The 23494-nt window shown below is 58.5% G+C and carries 30 protein-coding genes; 11 read left to right on the top strand and 19 right to left on the bottom strand.

All coding sequences use genetic code 11. From position 1 onward, the window contains the following. Nucleotides 1-36: 36 nt before the first annotated feature. A complete protein-coding gene (locus tag ACR0L4_RS18465) occupies nt 37-1077 on the bottom strand; it encodes a heme-binding protein (RefSeq protein WP_170751830.1) in 1041 nt (346 codons plus the stop codon). Between the two features lie 199 nt (nt 1078-1276). On the opposite strand from ACR0L4_RS18465, the gene nth reads away from it, so the two are divergent. Then, nucleotides 1277-1921 (top strand): endonuclease III, encoded by a 645-nt coding sequence (nth, locus tag ACR0L4_RS18460; protein WP_480514529.1) that lies wholly within the window; start codon nt 1277-1279, stop codon nt 1919-1921. Then, nucleotides 1918-2907, top strand: coding sequence for an adenosine kinase (locus ACR0L4_RS18455; RefSeq protein WP_480514528.1), 990 nt, complete (start codon nt 1918-1920; stop codon nt 2905-2907). Before nth ends, ACR0L4_RS18455 begins: the two co-directional genes overlap by 4 nt. A 12-nt stretch (nt 2908-2919) precedes the next feature. Here the strand turns inward: ACR0L4_RS18455 and ACR0L4_RS18450 are convergent, their stop codons facing one another. Together ACR0L4_RS18450 and ACR0L4_RS18445 are read right to left on the bottom strand one after the other, a co-directional pair. Then, a complete protein-coding gene (locus tag ACR0L4_RS18450; protein ID WP_480514527.1) occupies nt 2920-3186 on the bottom strand; it encodes a hypothetical protein in 267 nt (88 codons plus the stop codon). Between the two features lie 100 nt (nt 3187-3286). Then, a complete protein-coding gene (locus ACR0L4_RS18445; RefSeq protein WP_480514525.1) occupies nt 3287-3778 on the bottom strand; it encodes an RNA pyrophosphohydrolase in 492 nt (163 codons plus the stop codon). 137 nt (nt 3779-3915) lie between these two features. Here ACR0L4_RS18445 and ACR0L4_RS18440 point away from each other — a divergent pair, with 137 nt between their 5' ends. Next, complete coding sequence (locus ACR0L4_RS18440; protein WP_480514524.1) at nt 3916-5943, top strand: 2,4-dienoyl-CoA reductase FMN-binding domain-containing protein; 2028 nt, start codon at nt 3916-3918, stop codon at nt 5941-5943. A 12-nt stretch (nt 5944-5955) separates the two neighbouring features. Here the strand turns inward: ACR0L4_RS18440 and ACR0L4_RS18435 are convergent, their stop codons facing one another. After that, nucleotides 5956-6888 carry a glycosyltransferase family 8 protein gene (locus ACR0L4_RS18435; protein WP_480514523.1) on the bottom strand — a complete coding sequence of 311 codons (933 nt, stop codon included), beginning with the start codon at nt 6886-6888 and terminating at the stop codon, nt 5956-5958. 121 nt (nt 6889-7009) lie between these two features. After that, nucleotides 7010-7450, bottom strand: coding sequence for a DUF4399 domain-containing protein (locus ACR0L4_RS18430; protein WP_480514521.1), 441 nt, complete (start codon nt 7448-7450; stop codon nt 7010-7012). A 227-nt stretch (nt 7451-7677) separates the two neighbouring features. Between ACR0L4_RS18430 and ACR0L4_RS18425 the strand changes: the two genes are divergently transcribed. Beyond that, nucleotides 7678-8583: a LysR family transcriptional regulator gene (locus ACR0L4_RS18425; protein ID WP_170751843.1), complete on the top strand. Its 906-nt coding sequence runs from the start codon at nt 7678-7680 to the stop codon at nt 8581-8583. Nucleotides 8584-8647: 64 nt separating this feature from the next. Here the strand turns inward: ACR0L4_RS18425 and ACR0L4_RS18420 are convergent, their stop codons facing one another. The 5 genes from ACR0L4_RS18420 to ACR0L4_RS18400 are packed head-to-tail and all read right to left on the bottom strand — an operon-like array spanning nt 8648 to nt 12333. Beyond that, on the bottom strand, nt 8648-9367 hold the full coding sequence (locus ACR0L4_RS18420) for an SDR family NAD(P)-dependent oxidoreductase (protein ID WP_480514520.1): 720 nt from the start codon (nt 9365-9367) through the stop codon (nt 8648-8650). A 48-nt stretch (nt 9368-9415) separates the two neighbouring features. After that, nucleotides 9416-10318, bottom strand: a complete 903-nt coding sequence (locus ACR0L4_RS18415; protein WP_480514519.1) for an OmpA family protein — start codon at nt 10316-10318, stop codon at nt 9416-9418. Then, on the bottom strand, nt 10315-10872 hold the full coding sequence (locus ACR0L4_RS18410; RefSeq protein WP_480514595.1) for a peroxidase-related enzyme: 558 nt from the start codon (nt 10870-10872) through the stop codon (nt 10315-10317). Before ACR0L4_RS18410 ends, ACR0L4_RS18415 begins: the two co-directional genes overlap by 4 nt. A 31-nt stretch (nt 10873-10903) precedes the next feature. Then, entirely contained in the window at nt 10904-11614 is a 711-nt protein-coding gene (locus ACR0L4_RS18405) for a GNAT family N-acetyltransferase (protein ID WP_480514518.1), read from the bottom strand. Further along, a complete protein-coding gene (locus tag ACR0L4_RS18400) occupies nt 11611-12333 on the bottom strand; it encodes a molybdopterin-binding protein (RefSeq protein ID WP_170751853.1) in 723 nt (240 codons plus the stop codon). The genes ACR0L4_RS18405 and ACR0L4_RS18400 overlap by 4 nt, the downstream gene beginning before the upstream one ends. Before the next feature lie 51 nt (nt 12334-12384). Between ACR0L4_RS18400 and sfsA the strand changes: the two genes are divergently transcribed. Continuing rightward, nucleotides 12385-13080, top strand: coding sequence for a DNA/RNA nuclease SfsA (gene sfsA, locus ACR0L4_RS18395; RefSeq protein WP_480514516.1), 696 nt, complete (start codon nt 12385-12387; stop codon nt 13078-13080). Nucleotides 13081-13136: 56 nt separating this feature from the next. Beyond that, nucleotides 13137-13772: an imm11 family protein gene (locus ACR0L4_RS18390; protein WP_480514515.1), complete on the top strand. Its 636-nt coding sequence runs from the start codon at nt 13137-13139 to the stop codon at nt 13770-13772. Between the two features lie 51 nt (nt 13773-13823). Here the strand turns inward: ACR0L4_RS18390 and ACR0L4_RS18385 are convergent, their stop codons facing one another. Then, complete coding sequence (locus ACR0L4_RS18385; RefSeq protein ID WP_480514513.1) at nt 13824-15479, bottom strand: tetratricopeptide repeat-containing sulfotransferase family protein; 1656 nt, start codon at nt 15477-15479, stop codon at nt 13824-13826. Nucleotides 15480-15668: 189 nt separating this feature from the next. Between ACR0L4_RS18385 and map the strand changes: the two genes are divergently transcribed. Then, nucleotides 15669-16481, top strand: a complete 813-nt coding sequence (map, locus tag ACR0L4_RS18380) for a type I methionyl aminopeptidase (protein WP_480514511.1) — start codon at nt 15669-15671, stop codon at nt 16479-16481. Here map and ACR0L4_RS18375 read toward each other — a convergent pair. From ACR0L4_RS18375 to ACR0L4_RS18360, 4 genes are read right to left on the bottom strand one after another with little or no spacing between them, the layout of a single operon-like run. Beyond that, nucleotides 16469-16648, bottom strand: coding sequence for a hypothetical protein (locus ACR0L4_RS18375; RefSeq protein WP_480514510.1), 180 nt, complete (start codon nt 16646-16648; stop codon nt 16469-16471). The two genes, map and ACR0L4_RS18375, sit on opposite strands and share 13 nt — an antisense overlap. Nucleotides 16649-16672: 24 nt before the next feature. After that, a complete protein-coding gene (locus ACR0L4_RS18370; RefSeq protein ID WP_480514509.1) occupies nt 16673-17308 on the bottom strand; it encodes an HAD family hydrolase in 636 nt (211 codons plus the stop codon). A 1-nt stretch (nt 17309) separates the two neighbouring features. After that, entirely contained in the window at nt 17310-17867 is a 558-nt protein-coding gene (gene rsmD, locus ACR0L4_RS18365) for a 16S rRNA (guanine(966)-N(2))-methyltransferase RsmD (protein ID WP_170751866.1), read from the bottom strand. Beyond that, nucleotides 17864-19075: an NAD(P)/FAD-dependent oxidoreductase gene (locus tag ACR0L4_RS18360; protein ID WP_480514508.1), complete on the bottom strand. Its 1212-nt coding sequence runs from the start codon at nt 19073-19075 to the stop codon at nt 17864-17866. The genes rsmD and ACR0L4_RS18360 overlap by 4 nt, the downstream gene beginning before the upstream one ends. Before the next feature lie 100 nt (nt 19076-19175). Between ACR0L4_RS18360 and ACR0L4_RS18355 the strand changes: the two genes are divergently transcribed. From ACR0L4_RS18355 to ACR0L4_RS18340, 4 genes are all read left to right on the top strand, one after another. Then, entirely contained in the window at nt 19176-19661 is a 486-nt protein-coding gene (locus ACR0L4_RS18355; protein WP_170751871.1) for a peroxiredoxin family protein, read from the top strand. Nucleotides 19662-19763: 102 nt separating this feature from the next. Next, a complete protein-coding gene (locus ACR0L4_RS18350) occupies nt 19764-20009 on the top strand; it encodes a hypothetical protein (RefSeq protein WP_170751873.1) in 246 nt (81 codons plus the stop codon). 11 nt (nt 20010-20020) lie between these two features. Further along, nucleotides 20021-20365: an EF-hand domain-containing protein gene (locus ACR0L4_RS18345; RefSeq protein WP_480514507.1), complete on the top strand. Its 345-nt coding sequence runs from the start codon at nt 20021-20023 to the stop codon at nt 20363-20365. Between the two features lie 22 nt (nt 20366-20387). Further along, nucleotides 20388-20699 (top strand): hypothetical protein, encoded by a 312-nt coding sequence (locus tag ACR0L4_RS18340; protein ID WP_170751877.1) that lies wholly within the window; start codon nt 20388-20390, stop codon nt 20697-20699. Here the strand turns inward: ACR0L4_RS18340 and ACR0L4_RS18335 are convergent. The 4 genes from ACR0L4_RS18335 to ACR0L4_RS18320 are packed head-to-tail and all read right to left on the bottom strand — an operon-like array spanning nt 20696 to nt 23438. Beyond that, nucleotides 20696-20989: a 4a-hydroxytetrahydrobiopterin dehydratase gene (locus ACR0L4_RS18335; protein ID WP_480514506.1), complete on the bottom strand. Its 294-nt coding sequence runs from the start codon at nt 20987-20989 to the stop codon at nt 20696-20698. The genes ACR0L4_RS18340 and ACR0L4_RS18335 overlap by 4 nt on opposite strands. After that, nucleotides 20986-22173, bottom strand: coding sequence for a GNAT family N-acetyltransferase (locus ACR0L4_RS18330; RefSeq protein ID WP_480514505.1), 1188 nt, complete (start codon nt 22171-22173; stop codon nt 20986-20988). The genes ACR0L4_RS18335 and ACR0L4_RS18330 overlap by 4 nt, the downstream gene beginning before the upstream one ends. A 45-nt stretch (nt 22174-22218) precedes the next feature. Next, the gene (locus ACR0L4_RS18325) at nt 22219-22986 is read right to left on the bottom strand and encodes a glycerophosphodiester phosphodiesterase family protein (RefSeq protein WP_480514504.1); all 768 of its coding nucleotides are present in this window, start codon (nt 22984-22986) and stop codon (nt 22219-22221) included. Next, the gene (locus ACR0L4_RS18320) at nt 22983-23438 is read right to left on the bottom strand and encodes a RidA family protein (protein WP_480514503.1); all 456 of its coding nucleotides are present in this window, start codon (nt 23436-23438) and stop codon (nt 22983-22985) included. The genes ACR0L4_RS18325 and ACR0L4_RS18320 overlap by 4 nt, the downstream gene beginning before the upstream one ends. Nucleotides 23439-23494: the final 56 nt, after the last annotated feature.

The following is a 23494-nucleotide window of genomic DNA, read 5'->3' as shown; positions in this document are numbered from 1 at the left end:
AAAGAGTGCGACCCGTTTCTTGCGCTAACTACACCGTCAAACCGCAGGAATGATGGTGTAAGGGTTCGCCTCCTCAGGCGGCGCGACCTTTTCCATCAGGTTGATGCTGACATGCGGCCAGCGGATCAGGCCGGGTAGACCGTCGAACCGGGGGAAGAAATCCAGCCCGACATTCTGCAAATACATCAACATCAGTTTCGGCTCGCTCCCGATGCCCGGTTCATCCAGCTCGAGGATCCAGAAGATCGAATCCATCACAGCTGCATTGGCCTGTTGAACGATGAAGGGGATATTGACGATGCCTGCGTCCTGAAGCTGAGTGTTGAAAGGCAGCACGGTTGTCCGCTTCACGTTGCCCGGCATTCCGGCCTCCAACAGAAGTTGGGGGTGTACGGGATCAAATCCGGGAAATGGCGGGGCGAGATTCCCCATGAACGGGTTGTCGTGATAGTGGCGATAGGGCGACAGATATCCACTGTCGAGGTCCTTGGTCGCACCCTCCGGTAGACCATCAACCGCTGGAATCGAAGGCGGCCCGTCAATGATCGCTGACTGACCCAGCCCCAACAGGGAATCCCCATGTGGAACCGTGCCAAGACGCGCCACATCCAGATCATCGGTGGTGAAATTGGTCATATGCAGGAACAACCCGGGCTCATGATGGATGGCAAGGTCTGCTGGCCCGGCCAGGCCACTTTCAGGGCGATCCTCAGCCACCAGTTGGGCGATGGATTGCTGATAGTCCAATGTCACGACAAACTGATCGGTATTGATGGTGGGATCACCCGTGGCCGGATTGGGCCGCTGAATGCCCCGGTTCGGCACGGCCTTGTCCACCGTGGTGAATTGCAGGGTTTCTTCAAACTGGTTGACCAGCAACCGATAGTTGATCCGGCTGTCCGGTTCGGTTGCGAAAGGCAGAGCGATCATGTTCCAGCCGCGCCCTTGCGTACGCTCGGCGTTCTTCCATACGCCGGGCAAAAGCATCAGAGGGCCAAGGTCCTCGTCCCCTTGATGGGCCAGTTCGACAGACCGGTAACGGCGTTGCATTTTCTGGGCGAGCTCTGAATCGGCCATGGTTATTCCTTTCAAAACAATAAAAATTCTCCGCAAAAGCGGTCAAAAACGGCGCTAAAAAATGAAATATGCGCAGACTTATCATATCATAGATGCCGGGGCTTCGGGCAGCTTTGGCGGCGGGTGGGCAGATTCTCGCCCGTGAAGTGATTTCAACATCGGGTTGCCCTGTCTCAAAAACCGTGCATACCGTCGCGCCATGGCAAAGCAACTCGACTACCATACGATCCGCGAGATATTTACGCGTTTTCAGGACGCCGACCCCGAACCCAAGGGCGAGTTGGAGCATGTGAACGTCTATACTCTGGTCGTCGCCGTGGCGCTTTCGGCGCAGGCGACCGATGCGGGCGTCAACAAGGCCACGCGCGCGCTGTTCAAGATCGCTGATACGCCGCAAAAGATGCTGGATCTGGGTGAAGAAGGTCTGATCCAACACATCAAGACCATCGGACTGTTTCGCCAGAAGGCAAAGAACGTGATCAAGCTGAGCCGTATTCTGGTCGAAGACTATGGTGGCGAGGTGCCCAATTCCCGCGCCGCGCTGCAATCTTTGCCCGGTGTCGGGCGCAAGACCGCCAATGTGGTGCTGAACATGTGGTGGCGGCAACCGGCACAAGCGGTGGATACACATATCTTCCGCGTCGGCAATCGCACCGGTATTTGCCCCGGCAAAGACGTAGACGCCGTCGAACGCGCCATCGAAGACAATATCCCAGCCGACTTTCAACTCCATGCGCATCACTGGCTGATCCTGCATGGGCGCTATCACTGCAAGGCGCGCAAGCCGCAATGCCCGACCTGTATCATCCGTGATCTCTGTCAATTCGAGGACAAAACCCAATGAAGACTTACCAGCTCACCGGTATCGGAAATGCCGTTGTGGATGTCATTTCCCAGGCCGATGACAGTTTTCTGGAACTGATGGGCATCGAGAAAGGCATCATGCAGCTGATCGAGCAAGAGCGGGGTGAGCTGCTCTATGCCTCGATGGAAAGCCGGGTGCAGACACCGGGCGGTTCGGTCGCCAATACAATCGCGGGTGCGGGCGCGCTGGGTCTGGACGCCGCGTTCATTGGGCGAGTGCATGATGATGCATTGGGACGGTTCTACGCGGATGCGATGAATGAAGATGGGGTGGATTTCGTCAACCCGCCGGTCCCGGGCGGAGAGCTGCCGACCTCGCGGTCGATGATTTTTGTCTCACCCGATGGCGAGCGATCAATGAACACCTATCTGGGGATTTCGTCCGAGCTGTCCTCCAAGGATGTTCCGGCAGAGGTTGCGGGCGGCAGCCAGATCATGTTCCTCGAAGGCTATCTGTTCGACAAGGAAAAGGGCAAAGCCGCGTTTCTTGAGGCGGCGCGGAACTGCCACAAGGGTGGCGGCAAGGCGGGGATCGCCATTTCCGATCCGTTCTGCGTGGAACGACACCGTGTGGATTTCCTGCTGCTGATCGAGAATGAGCTGGATTTTGTGATCGGCAATGAGGCCGAAATCAAATCGCTGTTCGAGACGGGAGATCTGGAAGAAGCACTGGCCAAAACCGCCGCAATCTGCCCTCTGGTCGTCTGCACACGGTCCGGGGATGGGGTGACAGTTCTGCACGAGGGGCAGCGGGTCGATGTGCCGGTCGAAAAGGTGGTGCCGGTGGATGCCACGGGTGCTGGCGATCAGTTCGCCGCCGGTTTCCTGTTCGGTATGGCCACGGGCCGCGACTATGAGACCTGCGCCCGGATCGGCAATGTCTGCGCCCGCGAGGTGATCAGCCATATCGGCCCGAGACCAGAAACGAACATGCTGGACTTGCTGCGTGCAGCAGGACTGCTTTGAGCCCAAAGTGCCCTACTTTGCCAACTGCCGACGCAAATACGGTAATAGCTCAGCGTAGGTCTCAACAAAGTCGTCGGTACCTTGATGATTTGAAGCACGATAAGAGAAGAAGAGTTCGTTGCGAAGGCTAATGATGCTGTCGCGGGCTCTTGTTTTGGCGGCTGCGGTACAAGCTTGGAACGAGCCAAAATACTCATAGCCGTTGAAATCTGCGGCGAATGCCCGAATGGCTTCGCGGTCATCGACGTCAGGCAAATCTGTTAGGACTATCTCGGTCAAAGTATCCCTCATCGTTTTGACCAGTACAAAGGCCTTCGTCTAACTAGTCAATGTCTGCTTTGTCCGCATAGCGGCCAAAACTCGACCATATGGCCAAAAGTCAAACTTCAAATAAATACCCTCGAAACGCCTCCGTCACCTGCAGGTACACATCGCGTTTGAAAGGAACGATTTCGGCGGTCAGCTGCTCGGGCTTCTGCCATTTCCATTGGGTGAATTCGGGATGCTCGGTCTTGATGTCAATCTGGTCATCCCGGCCGAGGAAACGCATCAGGAACCATTTCTGCTTTTGCCCGCGATAGCGGCCTTTCCAGATCTTCGGCACGATGTCATGGGGCAGGTCATAGGACAGCCAGCCCTCGGTCTCGGCAAGGAATTCGACCAGATCAGAGGTCACGCCGGTCTCTTCCCACAGCTCGCGCATCGCCGCGTCGCGGGGGTCTTCTCCCTTGTCCACGCCGCCTTGCGGCATCTGCCAGGCCTCTTTGTGGCGGTCATTGCGCTGGCCGACAAAAATCTTGCCTTCAACATTCATCAGCATCAGCCCGACACAAGGGCGATAGGGCAGTTTGGCGATTTCTTCGGGGGTCATGCGCAGCCTCGTGAAAATGCTTCGGGCCCTCTCTACCAAGCGCCAAGGCAGGCGCAAAGGGGATGACGTTAGGTTTCGCGTGACAAAGGTGACGCGAACGTCAATCTACACCCCAAATTCGGGAGGGAGAGTTCGCCATGACTGCGTACCCAAACATGCTGGCACCGCTGGATCTGGGCTTCACGACGCTTAACAACCGCGTTCTGATGGGCTCGATGCATACCGGGTTGGAAGAGACCGGTGACTGGAACCGTGTGGCCGAGTTTTATGCCGACCGGGCACGCGGTGGTGTGGCGCTGATGGTGACGGGCGGGATCGGCCCGAACCTTGAAGGCTCGGTGCTGCCAGGCGCATCGATGATGACCAATGACACAGAAGTAGCGAACCACTCTATCGTCACCAAACGGGTGCATGAGGCGGGCGGCAAGATCGCGATGCAGATCCTGCATGCGGGGCGTTATGCGTATGGTCCGAAATGCGTGGCCCCCAGCCCGGTGAAATCCCCTATTTCGCCTTTTCCGCCGCACGAGCTGGATGAGGACGGGATCGAAAAGCAGATCAGCGACATCGTGAATGCCGCCGTTCTGGCCCGGAAGGCGGGCTATGACGGGGTCGAGATCATGGGATCCGAGGGGTATTTTCTGAACCAGTTCCTAGTGACGCATACCAACAAGCGCACTGACCGCTGGGGCGGGTCCTACGAGAACCGGATGCGATTGCCCATCGAGGTCGTGCGCCGCACGCGCGAGGCGACCGGCACCGATTTCATTATCATCTACCGCCTGTCGATGATTGATCTGATCCCCAACGGCTCGACCCATGACGAGGTCGTGCAACTGGCGCAAGAGATCGAAAGGGCCGGCGCCACGATCATAAACACCGGTATCGGATGGCACGAGGCTCGGATTCCGACGATCGCCACCAGCGTACCCCGCGCGGCCTTTGCATGGGTGACGAAAAAGCTGATGGGCAAGGTCGGCATCCCGGTGATCACCTCGAACCGGATCAACACACCTGAAGTGGCAGAAGAGGTCCTGTCGACCGGCTGCGCCGACATGGTCTCACTGGCCCGTCCGATGCTGGCCGATGCGGATTTCGTCAACAAGGCCAATGCCGGTCGGTCTGAACAGATCGCGCCCTGTATTGCCTGCAATCAGGCCTGTCTGGATCACACCTTCAGCGGCAAGCTGACATCCTGCCTGGTCAACCCGCGCGCCTGCAGTGAAACCGAATTGATCATTGGCAAAGCCGAAACACCAAAGACCGTTGCTATCGTCGGAGCGGGACCGGCGGGTCTGTCTACCGCAATGACCGCTGCCCAGCGCGGCCACAACGTTACCCTGTTCGACCGCGCTGCCGAGATTGGCGGCCAGCTGAACATGGCAAAACAGGTGCCGGGAAAAGAAGAGTTCTGGGGGCTGGTCGATTGGTACCGCACCATGATGGATGATCTGGGCGTCAGGGTGGAACTGAACCGGGACGTCGGCGCCGATGACCTGACCGGGTTCGACGAGGTTGTCATCGCCACAGGAGTCTCGCCGCGTGATCCTCAGATACCGGGGCAGGATCGCGAAAATGTCCTCAGCTATATCGACGTGCTGCGCGAAAAGGCCGAGGTTGGAAAATCCGTGGCCGTGATCGGCGCGGGCGGTATTGGCTTTGACGTGTCCGAGTTCCTGTTGGAGGACGGCCACAGCACCACCACCGATCTCCCGGCGTGGATGAAGGAATGGGGTGTGACCGATCCGGGTGAACATCGCTCGGGCCTGGCACCCGAGGGTCCTCAACCTGCGGCTCCGGCCCGTCAGGTCACGTTGCTGCAGCGCAAGAAACAGGCGCATGGCAAGGGTCTGGGCAAAACAACTGGATGGATTCACCGCGCGACGCTGAAGATGAAAGACGTCAGTTTCGTGGGCGGCGTGAACTATGAGCGCATTGATGAGGACGGCCTGCATATCAGCTTTGGCGAAGAGCGCGCTGACCCGACAGTGATTGCAGCGGATACAATTGTTCTGTGTTCCGGTCAGGTGCCCGAGCGCAGCCTTGCAGATGCTTTGATCGAACGCGGCATCACCCCGCATGTGATCGGCGGCGCGGACGTTGCGGCCGAGTTGGACGCAAAACGGGCGATCAACCAGGGGACGCGTTTGGCTGCCGCCATGTAAGGTCGCGTCGCCTTACATGGTGAATGTCAAACCCGTCTCCTTTTCAAAGCGTTTCATGTAGGTCTGGTAGGCCCGATAGGAACGGCGGAACAGGAACCGTGACATCGGCGGTGCCCGCCAAGGTTTCTTGCCGCCGACATAGTGCCAGATTTTTGGGGTTTGGCTTGCCTCGACCAGATGCCGACGGAACGTCTCGGACATATTCCGGAACTTCGGGCTGAAAGTATCAAACCAGATCTGGGGTCGGGTGTTCCATTGAATGGGAAGGCGGAACCACCGGCCACAGAAAAGCTCGTTCATCCTGTCCTGTTCCGGCAGATCGTGGATGTGGGGAATCAACTTCTCGAAGTTTCCCAATTCGCGAAGCTCTGGATTGTCGCGAATGGCCGGGCAATCCATCACCAAAATACCCGCGTTGAAGTACCTTTCGCCGGGGATGAAACCCAATCGAATGCTTTTGGTAACCCGGCTCAGGGATTTCTTGTGCTCTCGGGAGGGGTTGAACATGTGCTGCAAGGATGGACGCAGGAACCGCCCTTCACCCAGGGTCGCCAAACCCATATCCACACAAGCGGCAAAGGCCTGCCCTTCAAGGTCCATGTCCAACAATTCCCAGATGTCGGACACGACCAAAGTATCGGCATCAATAAAAACACATCGTTCATCACACAGTTGCGGCAGAAACAACGGCAGCAAAGTGATTTCGGGGAATTTGGTTTTGTACTCAGAGAACCGTGCCAGGTGATCCAGATCGAATTTCTGATACGAAAGTGTTCCCTGGTCGAGGGAGCGATTCACCTGTTCTACTGTCGCAATGTCTTCGGCTGTAAAATCCTGGCCAAAGATCGTCACGACGATCGGTTTGCTGGCGTTCTTGACAGCGGAATATGCGGACAGCAGAGCCGGGAACAGAAAGGATCTGTTCACGCCATAGACCACCTGCATCGCGATTCCCTCCGATCACATGAACTCGAACGGAGGCTTATCAGCGAAGGGCAACTGCTTCAAACCCTTAGCACCCTGCAAGACAGATCGCATGTGGGTTCCGCAAAATGTTCGGGTGTCGTTATTCTACCGAAATCGTTATGACCTCGGATACGATTGGCGGATTGTGGGGCACATGACCTGCATCCCCCAGAACCAGCTGCAGCGTGTGCTGACCCGCAGGCAGATCCAACGTGACTTCGGTTTGGCCCCCGCCGAAATGAATATGGTTGTCGTCTGCGGGCAGGCCATACATCAGTTCATCCGCACCGTCTTCACCCTCACCCAAGGGCGGTCGATTGAGAAGCAGATGGTGATGGCCGGTGTTCTCGGCTTCGGTCCCAGCGGGTGCGACGCCCATACCGTTCAGGCCAAACACCACAGTGACAGGGGATTGCACAGCGTCTCCGTCCGCAAGGTTGACGAAATAGACCTCGGCGTCGGGGTTCGACGAGGTCTGTTCCTGCGCCAAAGCAACAGTGGCTGACAGAACCATCGCGATGACAGTAAAGATGGCTTTCATGATCTCCTCCCTGGTCACAAAATTGCCATTCTCACCATAGCACATTTGGGAAAAAGTCCAGAAAACGCGCAATGATAACGCCGTTACCAAATCGGGAAACTACTGTTTCCGCGTTTCTGATACGCAAACGATCCGTTTCAAAACCCTGATATTATCCCATGTATGCCCCGATTCCGCCCAGATTGCAGGCCAAAGTCGGATCACAAACCAAGACCTGGGGTACGAGTATGGACCGACTGACCGAAATGGAAGCCTTTGCCAACGTGGTGGACCAGGGTGGCTTCACCGATGCGGCCAAGAAAATGGGCATCTCCAAATCGGCTGTGTCCAAACATGTGTCCAGCCTCGAGTCGCGGCTGGGCGCTCGACTGCTGAACCGGACAACACGGCGGGTTTCACCCACCGAGATCGGACTGGCCTACTATGACCGCGCCCGTCGGGTCTTGAATGACGCAGGGGAAGCGGATTCGCTCGTCACCGCGATGCAATCGGCACCATCGGGCCTGCTGCGGATCAGCGTGGCGACGGATTTTGGCGTCAATCATCTCTCGCCCGTGCTGTCGGACTTTCTGGCCACCTATCCCGATATCACCGTGAACATGGTGCTCAACAACCGCTATGTGGAACTGATTTCCGAAGGCTTTGACGTGGCCGTGCGCATTGGTGAACTGGAAGACAGCACATTGCGCGCCCGCAAGCTGACCGACACCGTCAAACGCATGGTGGCAGCCCCCAGCTATATTGAGAAATTCGGCAGGCCGCAGAAGATTGACGATCTGAACGAACACAAGCTGCTGCACTATTCCAGCCAATCGTCTGGCAATGTCTGGCGTCTGACGGCGCCTTCGGGTGAAAAGCGTCAGGTGCGCACCGCCGGATGGCTTAGCGTGAATGACGGTCAATCCCTGTTGAACGCGGCTATCTCGGGCCTCGGGATCGCCTATCTGCCCAGCTATCTCTACGCCGATGCGCTGAAATCCGAGGAGGTGCTGGACGCTATGCCTTCCCTGCCGGATGAAGTGCAGGGTGTTTATGCGGTCTATCCTCCGGGCCGCTTCACACAGCCCAAAGTGAGGGCCTTCATTGATTTTCTCGTTGATTCCTTTGCCGAAAAGGGACCGATGGACTGGTAATTTCTCCCGGTGAACTTGAACGGCCCGTGCGTATATCGTGCGGGCCTTTTTTTGTCGGCCTCGGTCAGAAGGATTCGACCCAGGGCCGCACGGTCAATTCATTGCTCCAGGTCGAGCGGTCCTGATTGATCAGATGCATGTATTCTTGTGCGATCGCGTCGGGGTCTAGCATGCTGTCGGGATTTTCGGTGGTCGCGACGCGGTCCGGGCGCTGCGCGTTGCGGATGCCCCCGTCAATGTTGATCCAGGCGACATGGATGCCTTTGGGATGCAATTCTCGCGCCATGGATTGTGCCAGACCACGTTGGGCAAATTTCCCCATCGCAAACGGTGCCGACAGCGGGAACCCTTTGACCCCGGCTGAAGCCCCGGTGAACAGGATTGTGCCACGGCGGTTGTCACGCATCTCCTGCATTAGCATGCGGCGGGCAGCGGCTTGACCCAGTAAAAATGCACCATGCGCGGTCACGTCCACTGCCTTTCGGACAACTTCAGGGTCCAGTTCAATTATCGAGCCCCGTTGACGCGCCGACGGGTTGTAGCACGCAACACGCAACTCACCCGGCAGCCCGGCAACCAATGACGCCATCCCCTCGGCATCCGTTCCATCCAGTTGATGCAAGGTCGCGCCGGTCTCGGACGCCAGTTCGCCAAGATCCGAGGTATCGCGCGCCGTCAGATGTAGCGCATATCCGGCCTGAGCCAGCGCGCGGGCGAACGAGGCTGACAACCCGGCCCCTGCGCCAACGATCAGGGCGTTTGCAGTAGTTGACTGGTCCGTCATGGCGATGTCCTTTAGCTTTCTGTTGGTCCTGAACCTATCGCGCGCGCGTCAGTTGACCAGCAAAACGGCCTCGACCCGGCGATTCAGATCGCGCCCTTCCGGGGTCGCATTCGAGGTCAGCGGCGCCAGATACCCCACGCCTTGCGCCTCTATCCGGTCTGCGGCCACGCCATGTGCGTCGATCAGGCGTGCACGTACCGCTTGCGCCCGACCGGCGCTGACCGAGATATTGGCCTGCAAAGCACCGGTATCGTCTGTATGACCGACCAAAGCCAGCCGGGTCGCGGGATTGCTTGCCAGAAACTCAGCCAACAAAGTCAGCGACGCAAAGGGACCCTCGCCCAGGGCCACCTGACCGGTCGGAAAATGCAGGTCATTCAGAATGACATGGCCGTTCTGTTCCAGTTCGGAGAGTAGTCCATCAGCCCCGTCAACCGTCTGTTCAACGACAACTGGCGATGGGTCCGGCGCATCCACGGGCGTGACGCGGATCAGTTGCACATAGCCGTCAGGCAGGTTGCGGCTGACCAGCAGGCTCAGCACGTCGTCCCCTTTGACGGCTGAAAGAAAGCGATAGTCCTGTATGGCAACATACATGTCCGGGGTCGGGACAACCTCGGTCGCAAAGCGGAAATCGAACCCGCCACAGGTGCGGGCCTCGCATTCGAACAGGATGTCATAGCCTTGCGCCGTGATCTGGTCGCGCAGCGGCGCCAGTAGCTGCAGTGTGGTGCTCGAACCCGCCTGTAACCTCCACGTCAACCGCTCGACCCGGCCTTCGACCGTTTGAACAGGAACTGTGTCATCAGCGAAGGGGCCGGTGGGCAGGTCATAGCTGTCCAGGGGCGAGGTCCGTTCGCTGATCTGCCGCGCGCTGGCGGGCAGGGTCAGGTCCTGCGCCAGCACAGGACCGGCCAGCAGGCAAACGAGCAGGGCGACACCGCGCATCATCTGAATTGAGCGTGGTATTCGGGGTTTGGCTCCATTGCCGTGGCGCTGGCCACCCGATTGGACATGTTGAAGAACCCGGCGACATTGGCGATGTCCCAGATGTCCCGATCACTGAACCCGACATCGCGCAGGCGCCGCCGATCAGGTTCTTCGATTTCGGTGCTGGCGGTGGTCATCTTGGCGGCAAAATCCAGCATCGCCCTCTGGCGGGTATCCAGTGGCGCGGTGCGATAGTTCATCACCAGCTTCTCGCCCAATTGCGGGTCACCCGACAATTGCCGCACAGCGGCCCCATGGGCGACAAGACAATAAAAGCACTTGTTGATCGAGGACACGACAACCGCGATCATTTCGCGTTCCAGCTTGGACAACCCGCTTTGGGCCAGCATCAGATCGTTATACATGACCGTAAAGGCGTTCAGCTTGTCGATGTCAAACGCATAGGCTTTCAGCACATTCGGAACCATGCCCAGCTTTTCGACACAGATATCAAAATATTGCTGCGTTTCAGGTGGCAGGGGATCGACCATGGGCAGGTCCAGCGCGGTGGGCATATCTTTCTGGGTCACGGGCTCACTTAACTCCTTATACGCGTTGACGATAATGGTATTCCCCAACAATCTCCATCCCGAGCGCGCGATACAGTCCATTGGCCGCATCATTGGCCCTGGTACAGATCACGCTGAGCGTTTGCGCCCCGTTATCCCGCGCCCAAAAGGCCGCCGCGCGCATCGCCCACTGACCCAGCCCCTGGCGACGATGGTTTGACAGAACCTCAAGCGCATGGACCATGGCAACATCGCCGTGCAATGCGACAAACTCAGTTCCTGCCGGATGGTCCGCGTGTCGAAACATAAGGCTGGTCTTTGGGCCCGGTGCGCGCTTCATCACGGCCAACCGTTCCGGTCCGACGCCACCTTTCGCCCAAATCTCAGTCATGATCGCAAGCGGCGGCCAGACGTCAAAGGCAGTGACGCGGGGCAGCGGCTGATCCGTCAACCGCTCGACCGGGCAGGCGTATATGTTGACCGGGTCCAGCACCTCATACCCGCGCGCGGCAAGCTGTGCGTCCAGCGCCTCATCTCCGGGGCGAAGGCAAAAGAGGCGCGTCTGACCCATAGCTTGCATGGCGGTCTCGGCAGCGTCGATATCAGCCTCACTTGCCTTGCCCAAAGCAGTGGTCGCGGAAACGCGCGACCCACCTCCCTGCCCTTGCCGCAACCGGAAAGGACCCAAAGTGTCATAGCGCGCGGCAGGCCAGGTGCCGTCGACGACATCGGCCCAATTGATGCTCACAATCCCAACTCTCTTGCCAGTTGGGTCGTCGCGGCATCGATACGGGCCCCATCGGTGCCACGTACAACCACGTTTGCGCCAAAGGCACCGTTGATCTGAAACGGATAGCACCCGATCGACAGGTCCGAAAACGCATCTGCGACCGACGACAGGATTGCCGCGATATCCCCTTCGCCCCGATCCACCCGCAACGTCTGGGACAAAAGCGGGCTGCCGCCGGTCAAGCCGGGCAAAACACTCGCAACCATGGCCTGAAACACCAAAGGCACCCCGGCCATCACATACACGTTTCCGATGGCAAATCCCGGCGCAGTCGAGACCGGATTGTCGATCAGCGTGGCCCCGTCGGGAATGCGCGCCATGCGCAGCCGGGCCTCGTTCAGCTCTAAACCGGATTTGTCGTAATGTGCCTGCAACAGCGCCCGTGCGTCGGGGCGCACATCAATTGGCGTGTCAAAGGCGCGGGCGATGCAATCGGCGGTGATATCGTCATGAGTCGGACCAATGCCGCCGCTGGTGAAAACACTGTCATAACTTTGCGACAGCGTTTTGACCGCCGCCTCGATAGCCGGGGCATCATCGCTGACGATGCGTACTTCTTTCAGATCAATCCCGTGCTTTGTCAGTTCACCCGCCAGATAATGCATGTTCGCATCACGGGTGCGACCCGACAGAATCTCATCCCCGATGACAAGCATTGCAGCGGTTGGATTGGCCATGGCGCGCGCCCCCTCTTGATCGGCTGTTGGGGCAGGTATAGGCCGTGGGGCATGAGATTTGAAACCCCCCTTGTCCCCGCCCGTCTGATCCGTCGCTACAAACGCTTTCTGGCCGATTGCACGTTGGACGACGGGCGCGAGGTGACGGCCCATTGCGCCAATCCCGGCTCAATGATGGGGCTGGCCGAACCGGGTGAGAAAATCTGGCTGGAACCCAATGATGATCCAAAGAAAAAGCTGAAATATGGCTGGCGGCTGGTCGATCACGACAACGGCCATTTCACCGGCGTCGATACCTCGGTCCCGAACCGGGCGCTGCGCGCGGCGCTGGAGGCTGGAGACATTCCCGAACTGGCCGCCTATGAAACCGTCAGGGCCGAGGTGAAATACGGCCAGAACAGCCGCATCGATTTCCTTCTGACCCAGCCGGGCCTGCCGGATGCCTATGTCGAGGTCAAAAGCGTCACCCTGTCCCGTCGACCCGGTCTGGTCGAGTTCCCCGACAGCGTCACCGCGCGCGGCACCAAACATCTGGAAGAGTTGGCAACCATGGCCGAACAGGGCCACCGCGCGATCATGTTTTATCTGGTGCAACGCACCGATTGTGACCGCTTTGCGCTGGCCGCCGATATCGACCCGGCCTATGCGGCAGCGTTTGATGTCGCGCAGGCGCAGGGGGTTGAGCGGTTGGTCTATGGCACGCGGATTTCGCCAGAAGGGGTTTGGGTTGGAGACGGCTTACGCTAGTGTCTCCGTAAATCTTTTGCGCAATACATTGATATCAAAAACGTATTGAGGGCACGGTGGTACATAAGAAAATCTGGAATTCACGACTGTTTTCTGATCCGCGCAACGTCAAGCATATTGATGTGATGCTGAATGCGCCGCGACCATCTGGATATGTTGCGTTTCAGGACAAGTATGAGGCATTGGATGAGATACCATGTGAAGAACTGCCCACAGGTATTTGTTTCAAATCTTGGAATACACCGCAGAAGAAAAAAGACAATCTGCCCGATATGTTCCTGATCACTCTGGGTCTGGTGATTGTCACCAAGCGGATGCACGATCTGTTGCAGCAGTTCGATCTGGGCCGCGCCCGGTTTCACGAGGTGCCATTCTATGAATATGACCGGACAACCCGGTTTCGTGGGCGATGGTTCCTGATGTATCAGTGGGAAGACCACCCGACCCTGGTCTCGGAAAAGTCGACGGGTCTGGATCGCATTTGGCCAGACAAAGACGTCTGGCAAACTTGGGATGGAAGCGAGTATGAGGTTGTGGTCGATCCGTCCGCTGCGGAAAATCTTGATCTCTGGCAGGATTTTCACCTTAGCAACAGCTTGTTCTTTTCTGACCGTCTCAAGAAGGCGATCAAAGCCTCTGGCATGAACACGCGCTGGCTGGGGTTCCGCTCCTGCACCTTAGCTTCCAACTAGCGGGCCTCAGAGCATACGATTCGAAGCCAAATGTAGATCAGGTTGGTGATCCTACGCCCGAACCTCCGGCCAAAGTTCAGCGTCCAAACCCTTAACAAAGGACTCCAAGGAATCGGCCACCGCCTGCCAGCCGCCGACCGATGTGGTGCTGACCGGCTTTCGGGCTTGCAGGTTGCTGGCCGTTCGGATCGCGTCCGAGGATTTGTCGGGCGACAACATCGCCTCTTCGAACGGCAGATCACATAGCTGCGCCAGTTCTTTGGCGACCTCTTCAAGGTTATTCACCAGATGCTCATACCGCACGTCATGGATGCGGCCCGGAAGCACGGCATGCCAGTGCTGCATGTAGCGGCGGTAGCGGTTGGCCTCGGCTGCCATCCACGACTGATCATGGGTATAGAACATCCCTCCGGCCCCAAAATGCGTGCGCCACATGGACAGTGCGACATCCCTTGGGTCACGCTCGACATTCACGATCACGGCATTCGGGAAAGCCTGCGCAATAGCCCCAAGATAGGCATAGTTGCCCGGTGCCTTGTCGACAAAGGCACGCGTTCCGTCAGCAATTTCCGGCAGGGCGTCGGCATAAAACTCGGCCAGATTCTGCGCCTGTTGCCACTCCGAGTGCTGATCTTCGGTCCGTCGGGCCATGAAATGCACACTGGCCAGCTCTCCCAACCCCTGCACGCCGGAATGAGAGGACAAAATCCGCTCAATCAACGTTGTGCCTGAACGGGGCAGGCCCACAACAAACACCGGACGCGGGATATCCGTGCGTGGGTTGGTCGCAGCCTTGGGCAACGGGGCGGACAGATGCGTGTTGCAGGTCTTTTCGCTGCGCGCGTCCCAACCCGTGAAACCCTGTCGCAACAGTCCGTGCGCCTTGCCCAGATGGTCCATCTCTTGCGCTGTGTCGCCCGCGCGTCTGGCAAGACTGGCGGCTGCGAAATGCACCATCGCGCCGGATTCGCGGTTCGGGTCCCCCGCCTCAAGCGATTTTGACAGCTGGGTGCGCAAGGCCGTGTGATCCTCGGGCGACAGGTTCGGCAAAGTGGCCATAAACTCCAGCGTTTCGGCGTGGGCAGGAGCCAACGCAAAGGCGGCGCGGCCATGCGTCAGGGCCTCGGGCATGCGACCCAGCCCAACCAGACCCTTTGCCAGACGCAACTGACCATAGTGGAACTTGGGGTGTTTCTTTACGAGTCCCGACAACACGTCGATTGCGCGGTCCCATTTGTGCAATTCATCCAGAATATCGGCCTTCAGACAATGCGCCTGTAGGTTCCCAGGTTGTCGGCTGATCACTTGATCGACGGCTACCAACGCCTTTCCCGGTTGCCGTTCCTGCAGCAAGGCCATGGCACGAATGAACTGCTGTGGAGGGGTCAACGGCGCCTTGCGCCCGATTTGATCGATGAAGGTCAGAGCCTTGTCCGGGTCGCCCCCTTGAACCAGGCTGAGCCCGTAGTTCTGGATCAGTTCGGGGTTCGCGGGCTCCATACGCCAGGCGCGTTCCAGATGCGTTTGCGCCTGTTTGAATTCACCCTGCTGGATATAGCACAGGCCCGCCAGACGTGGCAGGGCCGATACATTTGGCCATTTCTTCGCCGCTTTGGTTACCCGCTTCAAAGCACGATCTGCGCGGCCGTTCCTGAGCAACTCACCAATACTGGCAATCTCGGCCCTCAACTGATCGGCTTTCTGCATCTGGCCGCCCTTCCCTTCTGTCCGCATGGGGGTGAAATCTGCCCCGTGCTAGTTGATATCGGCGCAAGCGTCCACCTGAGATAAGGCATTTGCGGGCTCTGCCCTTGACTTTGCGACCCTGCGCCCTCTGGTACTTTCTGCACAAGCAGCGTAAAAGGAGTGCTGCGCAACATTTGGAGCTGAGCATCGATGAAAGAGCATCGTGGCCGTCTGACCAAGGACGGTATCCGCATCTACGAACAGGGTGACTTTGCCGGAATGCACACGGCAGGGGCCTTGGCCGCGCGGATATTGGACGACATTGCGGAACAAGTGTTCCCCGGTCAAACGACCGGTGCAATAGACGGGATCATAACCCAAATGGTCGAGGATGCGGGCGCAACCTCGGCAACGATCGGCTACAAGGGCTATGAGCACGCTAGTTGTATTAGCGTGAATCACGTGGTTTGTCATGGCATTCCGGGTGATAAAAAGCTGAAGGATGGTGACATCCTGAACATCGACGTCACGGTCATCGTGGACGGATGGTTTGGTGATACCTCTCGCATGTATGTGGCGGGCAAACTGCCGCGTAAGGCCGAGCGTCTGATCCAGGTTACTCATGATGCACTGTTCAAGGGCATCGAGATGGTCAAGCCGGGCAACACGTTCGGCGACATCGGTCACGCGATTCAGGCTTATGTCGAGGCGCACCGGATGAGTGTTGTCCGTGATTTCTGCGGCCACGGGCTGGGCCGCGTGTTTCACGCTCCGCCCAACGTTCTGCACTATGGCCGTCCTGGCACCGGGGCCGTTCTGGAAGAAGGCATGTTCTTCACCATCGAACCAATGGTCAATCTGGGCCGCCCGGAAACCAAGACGCTGGCCGATGACTGGACCGCCGTCACCCGCGACAAGTCGCTGTCTGCACAGTTCGAACACTCGGTCGGCGTCACGGCGGATGGGGTCGAAATCTTCACCTTGTCACCCGGTGGCAAGTTCCACCCGACCTATTCGTCCTGATCGACCGCCTGATCCCGTAGCAGTTTCAGAAGCATCGTTTCGGACCCCCACGGCGTGATGGCGTCGTGAATGAGAACCGGCGCGCGCCGAGGCTTCGGCGGTGGGTTCGTCGCTGTGACTGTTTCCGGGGCACTACCCCAGAACGGCGGAGATAAGGCGCGGTCCATGCCATGGACCTTAGCACGATCTGGTCAAATCCCCAAAAGCTTCGGAACGTCTGCCATATCGAAAAACACCTCTGCCCCGAGGTCTGAGAGGGCCGCACTATCCCCGTGGGGCGCATAAGCCAAACACCGCATATTGGCCCGAACGGCGGCAGTCACACCGCTGGCGCTGTCTTCGATCACAACCGGCGATTTGGCTTTAAAGTGCTGTGCCGCCGTTCGAAACATGGTCGGGTCAGGTTTTCCAATGCCGATGGTATAGGCCGAAAACATCACATCCTTGAACCGATCCCATAGACCATGTTGTCCCAGCGTGATCTTCATCTTCTCTATATGACCATTTGAGGCGACACAGATAGGTATGCCCTTCGCATCAAAGGTCGCGAGCAGTTCCGGTATCCCGTTGACCAGTGGCACGCCGTTGCGCAGTCGGGCGTAGGTTTCGTCGTAGACCTCGTCAATCCAGTTCTGGGGCAGCGTGGCGCCCATCTCGACCGCAATCTCCTGTGCGCGGGGCATGGTGGTGCCAACGAACAGATTCATGCACTCTGCCATCGTCATACGCAGCCCGTACTGCGCCAGACTGTCGATCATCACCTGGTTGGACAGCGGCTCGCTATCGACCAGAACACCATCGCAATCGAAGATAACCAGATCGTGCATCTCATTCCCCTGAGCGCCGTAACAACGAGATATGCGTGTCGCCGTACTTTCGCGCATCGGTACGCTCAAAGCCCGCAGGCGCGTCCATTGGCGCGTTTTCTTCCCAGACAACCAATGCGTCCGGCGCAATCCATCCGCCTGCCCCTGCTGCACTCAGCGCTTTTTGCCCCAGAGATTTTCCATACGGTGGGTCCAGAAAGATCAGATCACAAGGCGCACCCGGATTGTCGCCCAGCCTGGTGGCATCGCGGCGGATCAGCGTGGTGCAATCGGCGCTGCGGGTCAGGTCGATATTCTTGCGGATCAGTCCCTGCGACACGCGACCGTCATCCACAAAGGTGACATGGGTTGCGCCGCGCGACAGTGCCTCAAGGCCCAGCGCGCCGGTACCTGCGAACAGGTCCAGCACCTGCGCACCGTCAAAGTCGAACTGGTGAGTCAGCACGTTGAACAGGCTTTCGCGTACCCGATCAGTGGTGGGGCGCAGATGTGCGCCCGCATCGCCCTTGCCGACCGAGGCCAAGGCGCGACCTCGCAAGTCCCCCGCGATGATCCTCACGCTTTGAGCAACGGTTTCAAGTCCGCTTGCGCATCGGCGACGACAGCGGGGTCGGCTGTTTTACCTGCCTCAATCAGGCGTTTGCCAACCATATAGGCGCGCGGGTCGTTCATTGCGTCCACCGCAATCAGCTGGTCACCCTTGTAGTACCAGAACGACACGGTCTGGCCTTCGCCCTTGCGTGTCACAACGCGATCATAGCCTGTGTTCAGACCTGCAATCTGTAACTTGACGTCATACTGATCCGACCAGAACCATGGCGTCGCGGTATAGTCCTTGGCGGCGCCCAGCATGTTCTGCGCCACGATCTCGGCCTGATCGATGGCGTTGGGCACGCTTTCCAGACGGATGCGCCCTTTTCCATGCGGGAAAGAGGCGCAATCTCCTGCCGCCCAGATCAACGGATCCGATGTGCGCCCATGGGCGTCAGTCTTGATGCCGTTGTCCAGCTCCAGCCCCGCCATCTCGGCCAGTTGCGTCGAGGGTGCGATACCCACACCCACAACAACAAAATCCACATCCAGCTCGGCCCCGTCGGTCAGTACAGCGCCCGTCACCCTGCCGTTTTCACCTATCAGTCGGTCCAGCCCGACGCCTTCGCGGATATCGGCACCATAGTCCGAATGCAGCGCGCGGAAGTAGTCGCTGGTCTCTTTCGCGGCGACACGTTGCAGAATGCGTTCGGCCATCTCGACCAAGGTCACTTTGACCCCGCGCTTGGCACAGACTGCCGCAGCCTCAAGCCCGATGTAACCACCACCCACGATCAGGGCACGTGCACCCTCCGTCACGCGAGGCTCAATCTCGTCGATATGGGCCAGATCGCGCACCACGTGGACCCCTTTAAGATCACCTCCGATGGCCGCAGGCAAAGTGCGGGGGTCCGAGCCGGTGGTCAAGGCCAGTTCGTCATATGACAGGACATCATCGCCCACCGTCACGGTCTGGGCCTGCGGGTCTATCGCAGTGACGCGTTGGCCAAGCCGCAGGGTGATGTTGTTGTCGGCATAAAAGCTCTCGGGCCGCAGGAAAAGACGCTCCAACTCCATCTCGCCCAACAGATAGGCCTTGGACAAAGGCGGGCGCTGATAGGGCAAATGCGGCTCGGCCCCGATCAGAGTGATGTCCCCGTCAAACCCATCCTTGCGCAGCCGTGCAACAAGCGAAGAGCCCGCCTGACCGGCGCCAATCACGACAATATGGCTCATGTTTCTCTCACCCTGTCGAATTCCCGTGGTCTCATCCACGCGACCACCTATATTGCGGCAGAGCCCGACTCTGCAAATCCAAATAACAGGAGCTGAAAAAATGATTTCAACAGGTGATATGCTGCCCGACGCCACGCTGACCCATATGGGCGCGGACGGCCCCGAAGAGGTACGGATTTCAGACAAAACCAAGGGCCGCAAAGTCGTGATCTTTGCCGTGCCCGGCGCATTCACACCAACCTGTCATTCTGCCCATGTCCCCAGCTTCATGCGCACCAAGGATCAATTCGATGCAAAGGGCGTGGACGAGATTATTTGCGTATCAGTCAACGACCCGTTCGTCATGAACGCCTGGGGCGAAGCGACCGGCGCAACGGGCGCTGGCCTGACCATGCTGGCCGATGCGGCCTCGGAATTCACCAAGGCAATTGGCATGGATTTCGACGCCCCCCCGGTTGGTCTGATCGCGCGGTCCAAGCGTTATGCAATGCTGGTCGAAGACGGCAAGGTGACAGCCCTGAACCTGGAAGAAAACCCAGGCGCCTGCGAGATCTCGGCCGGTGAAGGGTTGCTTGAGGTGATCTGACACCGTTGGCCCCGGCCAGACCGGGGCCAGCTGAATCCAATTTAACTTGATACAACGCCCCGTTGTGCCAATATCGGGTATGAATGACCGGGGAGTCTATTGATGAAGCTAAAAGTTTTTTCACTCATTCTGGGCGGCGCAGGGCTGCTGGCCGCGTGTGGCCCAGCTCCGACACCGCAGCAACAAGCCGCGCGGCAACATGAGATCGCCTGCCTCAGCGGTACAGTGGGCGGTGCACTGATCGGTGGCGCCATCGGCAATCAGTTCGGCGGCGGTTCGGGCAAGTCAATTCTGACAGGAGCGGGTGCGGCAGCCGGTGGCATCAGTGGCGCGAGATTCGCATGTTGAAGGGGTCCGTTATGAAACGAGCAATTTGTATCGCCGCGCTTGCGATGGCCAGCGCTGCAGCCGCGGACGGAGTGGCTGAGCTGAATGAACAAGAGCTGAACGCAATCGACACCAACAATGACGGCTTCCTGTCCAAGGATGAGTTCAACGCGTTTTCAGACTATGCCTTTCAGGCGATGGACGAGGACAAGAACGGCACGCTCGGTCTGAACGAAGCCAAGTCGTTTCTGGACAACAAACAGTTCCGGGACGTTGACCAGAACAACGATAGTCTTATCTCAAGGTCTGAATACGACGCGCAGATGAACAGCGATTTCACCTTTGCGGATCAGGATGGAAACGGCCAACTGGACTAGGCAAACTCGGACAGGAGCACTTATGAAGCAGTGGATCGCCTTTGGGGCGCTTGTTGTACTTTCTGCTTGTGACGTGCCTCAAGCACCTGTCATCACGGGGCCAGACGGTCAGGCCCGCATTCAGATCAACACCAGTGGGCTGACCTGCTATGACACCCGCTGTCTGGACATCAACCCTGCGGCGCGCAGCGTCCGGTCCATTGGCAACAAGACCACGCGCATTCCGGGCAATATCGACGTCAGCAGCGGCACGGTCACACCGGATGAATTCCGCCAGATGGCAATAACGGCATCTTTGGCCGGTGGCATTGGATCAGGTCAGGATCGCGACTAGACCAAGCCATCCATCTTGCGCGCCAGCTTGGCGTCCAACGCCGACAGCCCACCCACGTCATGGGTTGACAGCGTCACTTCGACCGTACGGTAGACGTTGGACCATTCCGGGTGATGGTTCCACTTTTCAGCCCAGATCGCCACCTGAGTCATCCAGCCAAAGGCGGCAACAAAATTGTCGAAGATGAATGTCTTGGTGATCGCATCCCGGCCTTCGACCATGGTCCAGCCGTTGTTGAACAGCGGGTCCAGTAGAGGGCCACGGGTCTCGGTCGACAAGAGTTCGGTCATTGCTGTTCCTCCGGGTTCGATTTTCTGAACGGGCCATATTCCGTCAGAATCTCAATCTCTTCTCCCACTGCGCGGCCTTCGGCGTCCAGATATTTTTTGACGGCATCGGCAAAACCCGGATCACTGATCCAGTGCAGGCTCTGCGTGCGCGTCGGCAGATACCCTCGGGCCAACTTATGCTCGCCCTGCGCGCCCGCTTCGACCCTTTGCATCCCCTGCGCGATGGCAAAATCGATGGCCCGATAATAGCACAACTCGAAATGTAGGCAGGCATGGTGTTCCACGCAGCCCCAATAGCGGCCAAAAAGGGTTTCCCGGCCGATGAAATTCAGCGCGCCCGCGATGGCATATCCGTCGCGTTCAGCCAGAACCAACGCCATATCATCGGCCATGGTGTCCTGAGCGATATCAAAGAATTGTCGCGTCAGATAAGGCGAGCCCCATTTGCGCGCGCCGGTATCCTGATAGAACTGCCAGAACGCATCCCAATGCTCGGGCCGCAGGTCATCGCCGGTCAGGGTACGGATTTCTCCGCCGAAATCATTGGCCTGCGCCCGCTCTTTGCGGATGTTCTTGCGCTTGCGTGACGACAGGGCCGCCAGAAACCCGTCAAAATCAACATAACTGTCGTTCAGCCAATGAAACTGCTGCGACTGGCGCAGCATCAGGCCCATCTGCTCACCAGCCAGTGCTTCATCCTCGGTACAAAAAGTCGCGTGGACCGAGGAGACCTGATTGTCGGCGGCCAGTTGCACCGCGCCCTGCACGAGGGCGGACATGCCAATCCCCTCATAACCCGGGCGCACGAGGAACCGTCGTCCGGTGGCCGGTGTGAACGGCACCGCGATCTGCAGTTTCGGATAATACCGCCCGCCCGCGCTTTCATAGGCATGGGCCCAACTGTGGTCGAAAATATACTCACCCTGGCTGTGCGATTTGGCATACATCGGCGCCGCCGCGATCAGCATCCCATCCATATAGGCCGTCAGGTATTGTGGCTGCCAACCGGTGCCACGCCCAACCGATCCGCTGTTTTCCAGCGCCAACAAAAACCGATATGTGGTGAACGGATCAAGCGGCCGCCCACCGTCGGCCACTTCTGGGCAAGCACAGGCATCCCACTCGGCCGCAGAAATCTGCGAGAGTGATCCCAGAACCTGAACTTCGATCTGCGCCTGATCCATGTACCCTCCGCGTCTGATCTTTATCTGTGACGAGGCGGGGCGGGTTCAACCCGGATGCGCAGCCAGATATCCCTCGAAGGTCACATTATCGGCGACAGATCGCACGTCTGCCTCTTGTTCAGGCGACCGGACCGTCCAGCACAGGATCGGAACACCTCGCGCCTTCAACTCGGCAACGCGCGGGCGGGTCAGGTCAGATACCTCATGACTGATAAAACTGGCGCCGACGCGATCGAAATCGGGAATGTCACGCAGGTGGTCGCAGACGCTTTGCGGCAAGGGCCAGTGTGCCGGATCGTAAGAACTGGTGACCAGCCCACGCGGCAGATGTGGGGCCAGCCGCGCCAGTTCGGCCACGCTGTTGGGATTGAAGGACATCAGCGCCACCGGACCGTCATAGCCTTTCAACGCACGAATCGCATCTGCTTCAAGCGGGCCGACATCGGCCCCCATCGCACCATCCTGATCCTTGAGCTCAATCAGCAACGGTACCTTGCCCGCGACCATGTCAAGCACTTCGTCCAATGTTGGAATTCCGTCATCGGCATGTAGCAAAGACGTTGCTTGCGCCTGAACCGCCGAGATTTGACGGATCGGTCCGGACTGCCCGGTCAGCCGCGCCATGTCATAGTCGTGAAAGACCATGGCGCGGTTGTCCGAAGTCAGTTGCAGATCGATTTCGATCCCGTACCCGGCCTCGATCGCTGCGCGAATTGCCGCCCGGCTATTTTCCGGGCGGTTCGCCAATTTGTCGTGCAGCGCTCGATGTGCGATCGGGGCTTTCAGAAACACGGGCGGCAGGGGCGGCGTCATTGAATTTCAAAGATGCCTTCGATTTCAACAGCCACCCCAAGCGGCAACGACGCCGCGCTGACGGCAGAACGCGAGTGGCGCCCGGCCTCACCCAGGGCTTCGACCAGAAAATCAGAAGCGCCGTTGATCACTTGCGGCTGCGCGTTGAAATCTGCGGTTGAATTTACAAAACCGGTCAACTTGACCACCCGCACCAGTTTGTCGATATCCCCGTCACAGGCCGCCTTGACCTGAGCCAACAGGTTGATCGCGCAAACCTTTGCCGCGACTGCGCCGGCTTCGGCATCCATGTTTTCGCCCAGCTTGCCGGTGATCAGGTCATCTGCCTTGGAAATCTGGCCTGAGACATAGACAATGTTGCCCACACGCACAAAGGGTACATAGTTGGCCGCAGGGGCCGGTGCATCCGGCAGGCTGATACCCAGGCTTTCAAGTTTGGCTGCGATGCTCATGACGTGGTCCTCACCATAATTCGACTCGGGCGGACGCTAACCGGGATACTATCGCT

The organism is Ruegeria sp. AB5, assembly GCF_056542645.1.
The sequence above is the reverse complement of the archived record's forward strand: the minus strand, read 5'-3'. Positions and strand labels throughout refer to the sequence as shown.

What these genes read in the sequence shown, in the direction of transcription:
- ACR0L4_RS18465 (WP_170751830.1), bottom strand. Translation starts at nt 1,077, where the DNA reads ATGGCCGATTCAGAGCTCGCCCAGAAAATGCAACGCCGTTACCGGTCT.
- nth (WP_480514529.1), top strand. Translation starts at nt 1,277, where the DNA reads ATGGCAAAGCAACTCGACTACCATACGATCCGCGAGATATTTACGCGT.
- ACR0L4_RS18455 (WP_480514528.1), top strand. Translation starts at nt 1,918, where the DNA reads ATGAAGACTTACCAGCTCACCGGTATCGGAAATGCCGTTGTGGATGTC.
- ACR0L4_RS18445 (WP_480514525.1), bottom strand. Translation starts at nt 3,778, where the DNA reads ATGACCCCCGAAGAAATCGCCAAACTGCCCTATCGCCCTTGTGTCGGG.
- ACR0L4_RS18440 (WP_480514524.1), top strand. Translation starts at nt 3,916, where the DNA reads ATGACTGCGTACCCAAACATGCTGGCACCGCTGGATCTGGGCTTCACG.
- ACR0L4_RS18435 (WP_480514523.1), bottom strand. Translation starts at nt 6,888, where the DNA reads ATGCAGGTGGTCTATGGCGTGAACAGATCCTTTCTGTTCCCGGCTCTG.
- ACR0L4_RS18430 (WP_480514521.1), bottom strand. Translation starts at nt 7,450, where the DNA reads ATGAAAGCCATCTTTACTGTCATCGCGATGGTTCTGTCAGCCACTGTT.
- ACR0L4_RS18425 (WP_170751843.1), top strand. Translation starts at nt 7,678, where the DNA reads ATGGACCGACTGACCGAAATGGAAGCCTTTGCCAACGTGGTGGACCAG.
- ACR0L4_RS18420 (WP_480514520.1), bottom strand. Translation starts at nt 9,367, where the DNA reads ATGACGGACCAGTCAACTACTGCAAACGCCCTGATCGTTGGCGCAGGG.
- ACR0L4_RS18415 (WP_480514519.1), bottom strand. Translation starts at nt 10,318, where the DNA reads ATGATGCGCGGTGTCGCCCTGCTCGTTTGCCTGCTGGCCGGTCCTGTG.
- ACR0L4_RS18410 (WP_480514595.1), bottom strand. Translation starts at nt 10,872, where the DNA reads ATGCCCACCGCGCTGGACCTGCCCATGGTCGATCCCCTGCCACCTGAA.
- ACR0L4_RS18400 (WP_170751853.1), bottom strand. Translation starts at nt 12,333, where the DNA reads ATGGCCAATCCAACCGCTGCAATGCTTGTCATCGGGGATGAGATTCTG.
- sfsA (WP_480514516.1), top strand. Translation starts at nt 12,385, where the DNA reads ATGAGATTTGAAACCCCCCTTGTCCCCGCCCGTCTGATCCGTCGCTAC.
- ACR0L4_RS18385 (WP_480514513.1), bottom strand. Translation starts at nt 15,479, where the DNA reads ATGCAGAAAGCCGATCAGTTGAGGGCCGAGATTGCCAGTATTGGTGAG.
- map (WP_480514511.1), top strand. Translation starts at nt 15,669, where the DNA reads ATGAAAGAGCATCGTGGCCGTCTGACCAAGGACGGTATCCGCATCTAC.
- ACR0L4_RS18375 (WP_480514510.1), bottom strand. Translation starts at nt 16,648, where the DNA reads ATGGACCGCGCCTTATCTCCGCCGTTCTGGGGTAGTGCCCCGGAAACA.
- ACR0L4_RS18370 (WP_480514509.1), bottom strand. Translation starts at nt 17,308, where the DNA reads ATGCACGATCTGGTTATCTTCGATTGCGATGGTGTTCTGGTCGATAGC.
- ACR0L4_RS18360 (WP_480514508.1), bottom strand. Translation starts at nt 19,075, where the DNA reads ATGAGCCATATTGTCGTGATTGGCGCCGGTCAGGCGGGCTCTTCGCTT.
- ACR0L4_RS18355 (WP_170751871.1), top strand. Translation starts at nt 19,176, where the DNA reads ATGATTTCAACAGGTGATATGCTGCCCGACGCCACGCTGACCCATATG.
- ACR0L4_RS18350 (WP_170751873.1), top strand. Translation starts at nt 19,764, where the DNA reads ATGAAGCTAAAAGTTTTTTCACTCATTCTGGGCGGCGCAGGGCTGCTG.
- ACR0L4_RS18345 (WP_480514507.1), top strand. Translation starts at nt 20,021, where the DNA reads ATGAAACGAGCAATTTGTATCGCCGCGCTTGCGATGGCCAGCGCTGCA.
- ACR0L4_RS18340 (WP_170751877.1), top strand. Translation starts at nt 20,388, where the DNA reads ATGAAGCAGTGGATCGCCTTTGGGGCGCTTGTTGTACTTTCTGCTTGT.
- ACR0L4_RS18335 (WP_480514506.1), bottom strand. Translation starts at nt 20,989, where the DNA reads ATGACCGAACTCTTGTCGACCGAGACCCGTGGCCCTCTACTGGACCCG.
- ACR0L4_RS18330 (WP_480514505.1), bottom strand. Translation starts at nt 22,173, where the DNA reads ATGGATCAGGCGCAGATCGAAGTTCAGGTTCTGGGATCACTCTCGCAG.
- ACR0L4_RS18325 (WP_480514504.1), bottom strand. Translation starts at nt 22,986, where the DNA reads ATGACGCCGCCCCTGCCGCCCGTGTTTCTGAAAGCCCCGATCGCACAT.
- ACR0L4_RS18320 (WP_480514503.1), bottom strand. Translation starts at nt 23,438, where the DNA reads ATGAGCATCGCAGCCAAACTTGAAAGCCTGGGTATCAGCCTGCCGGAT.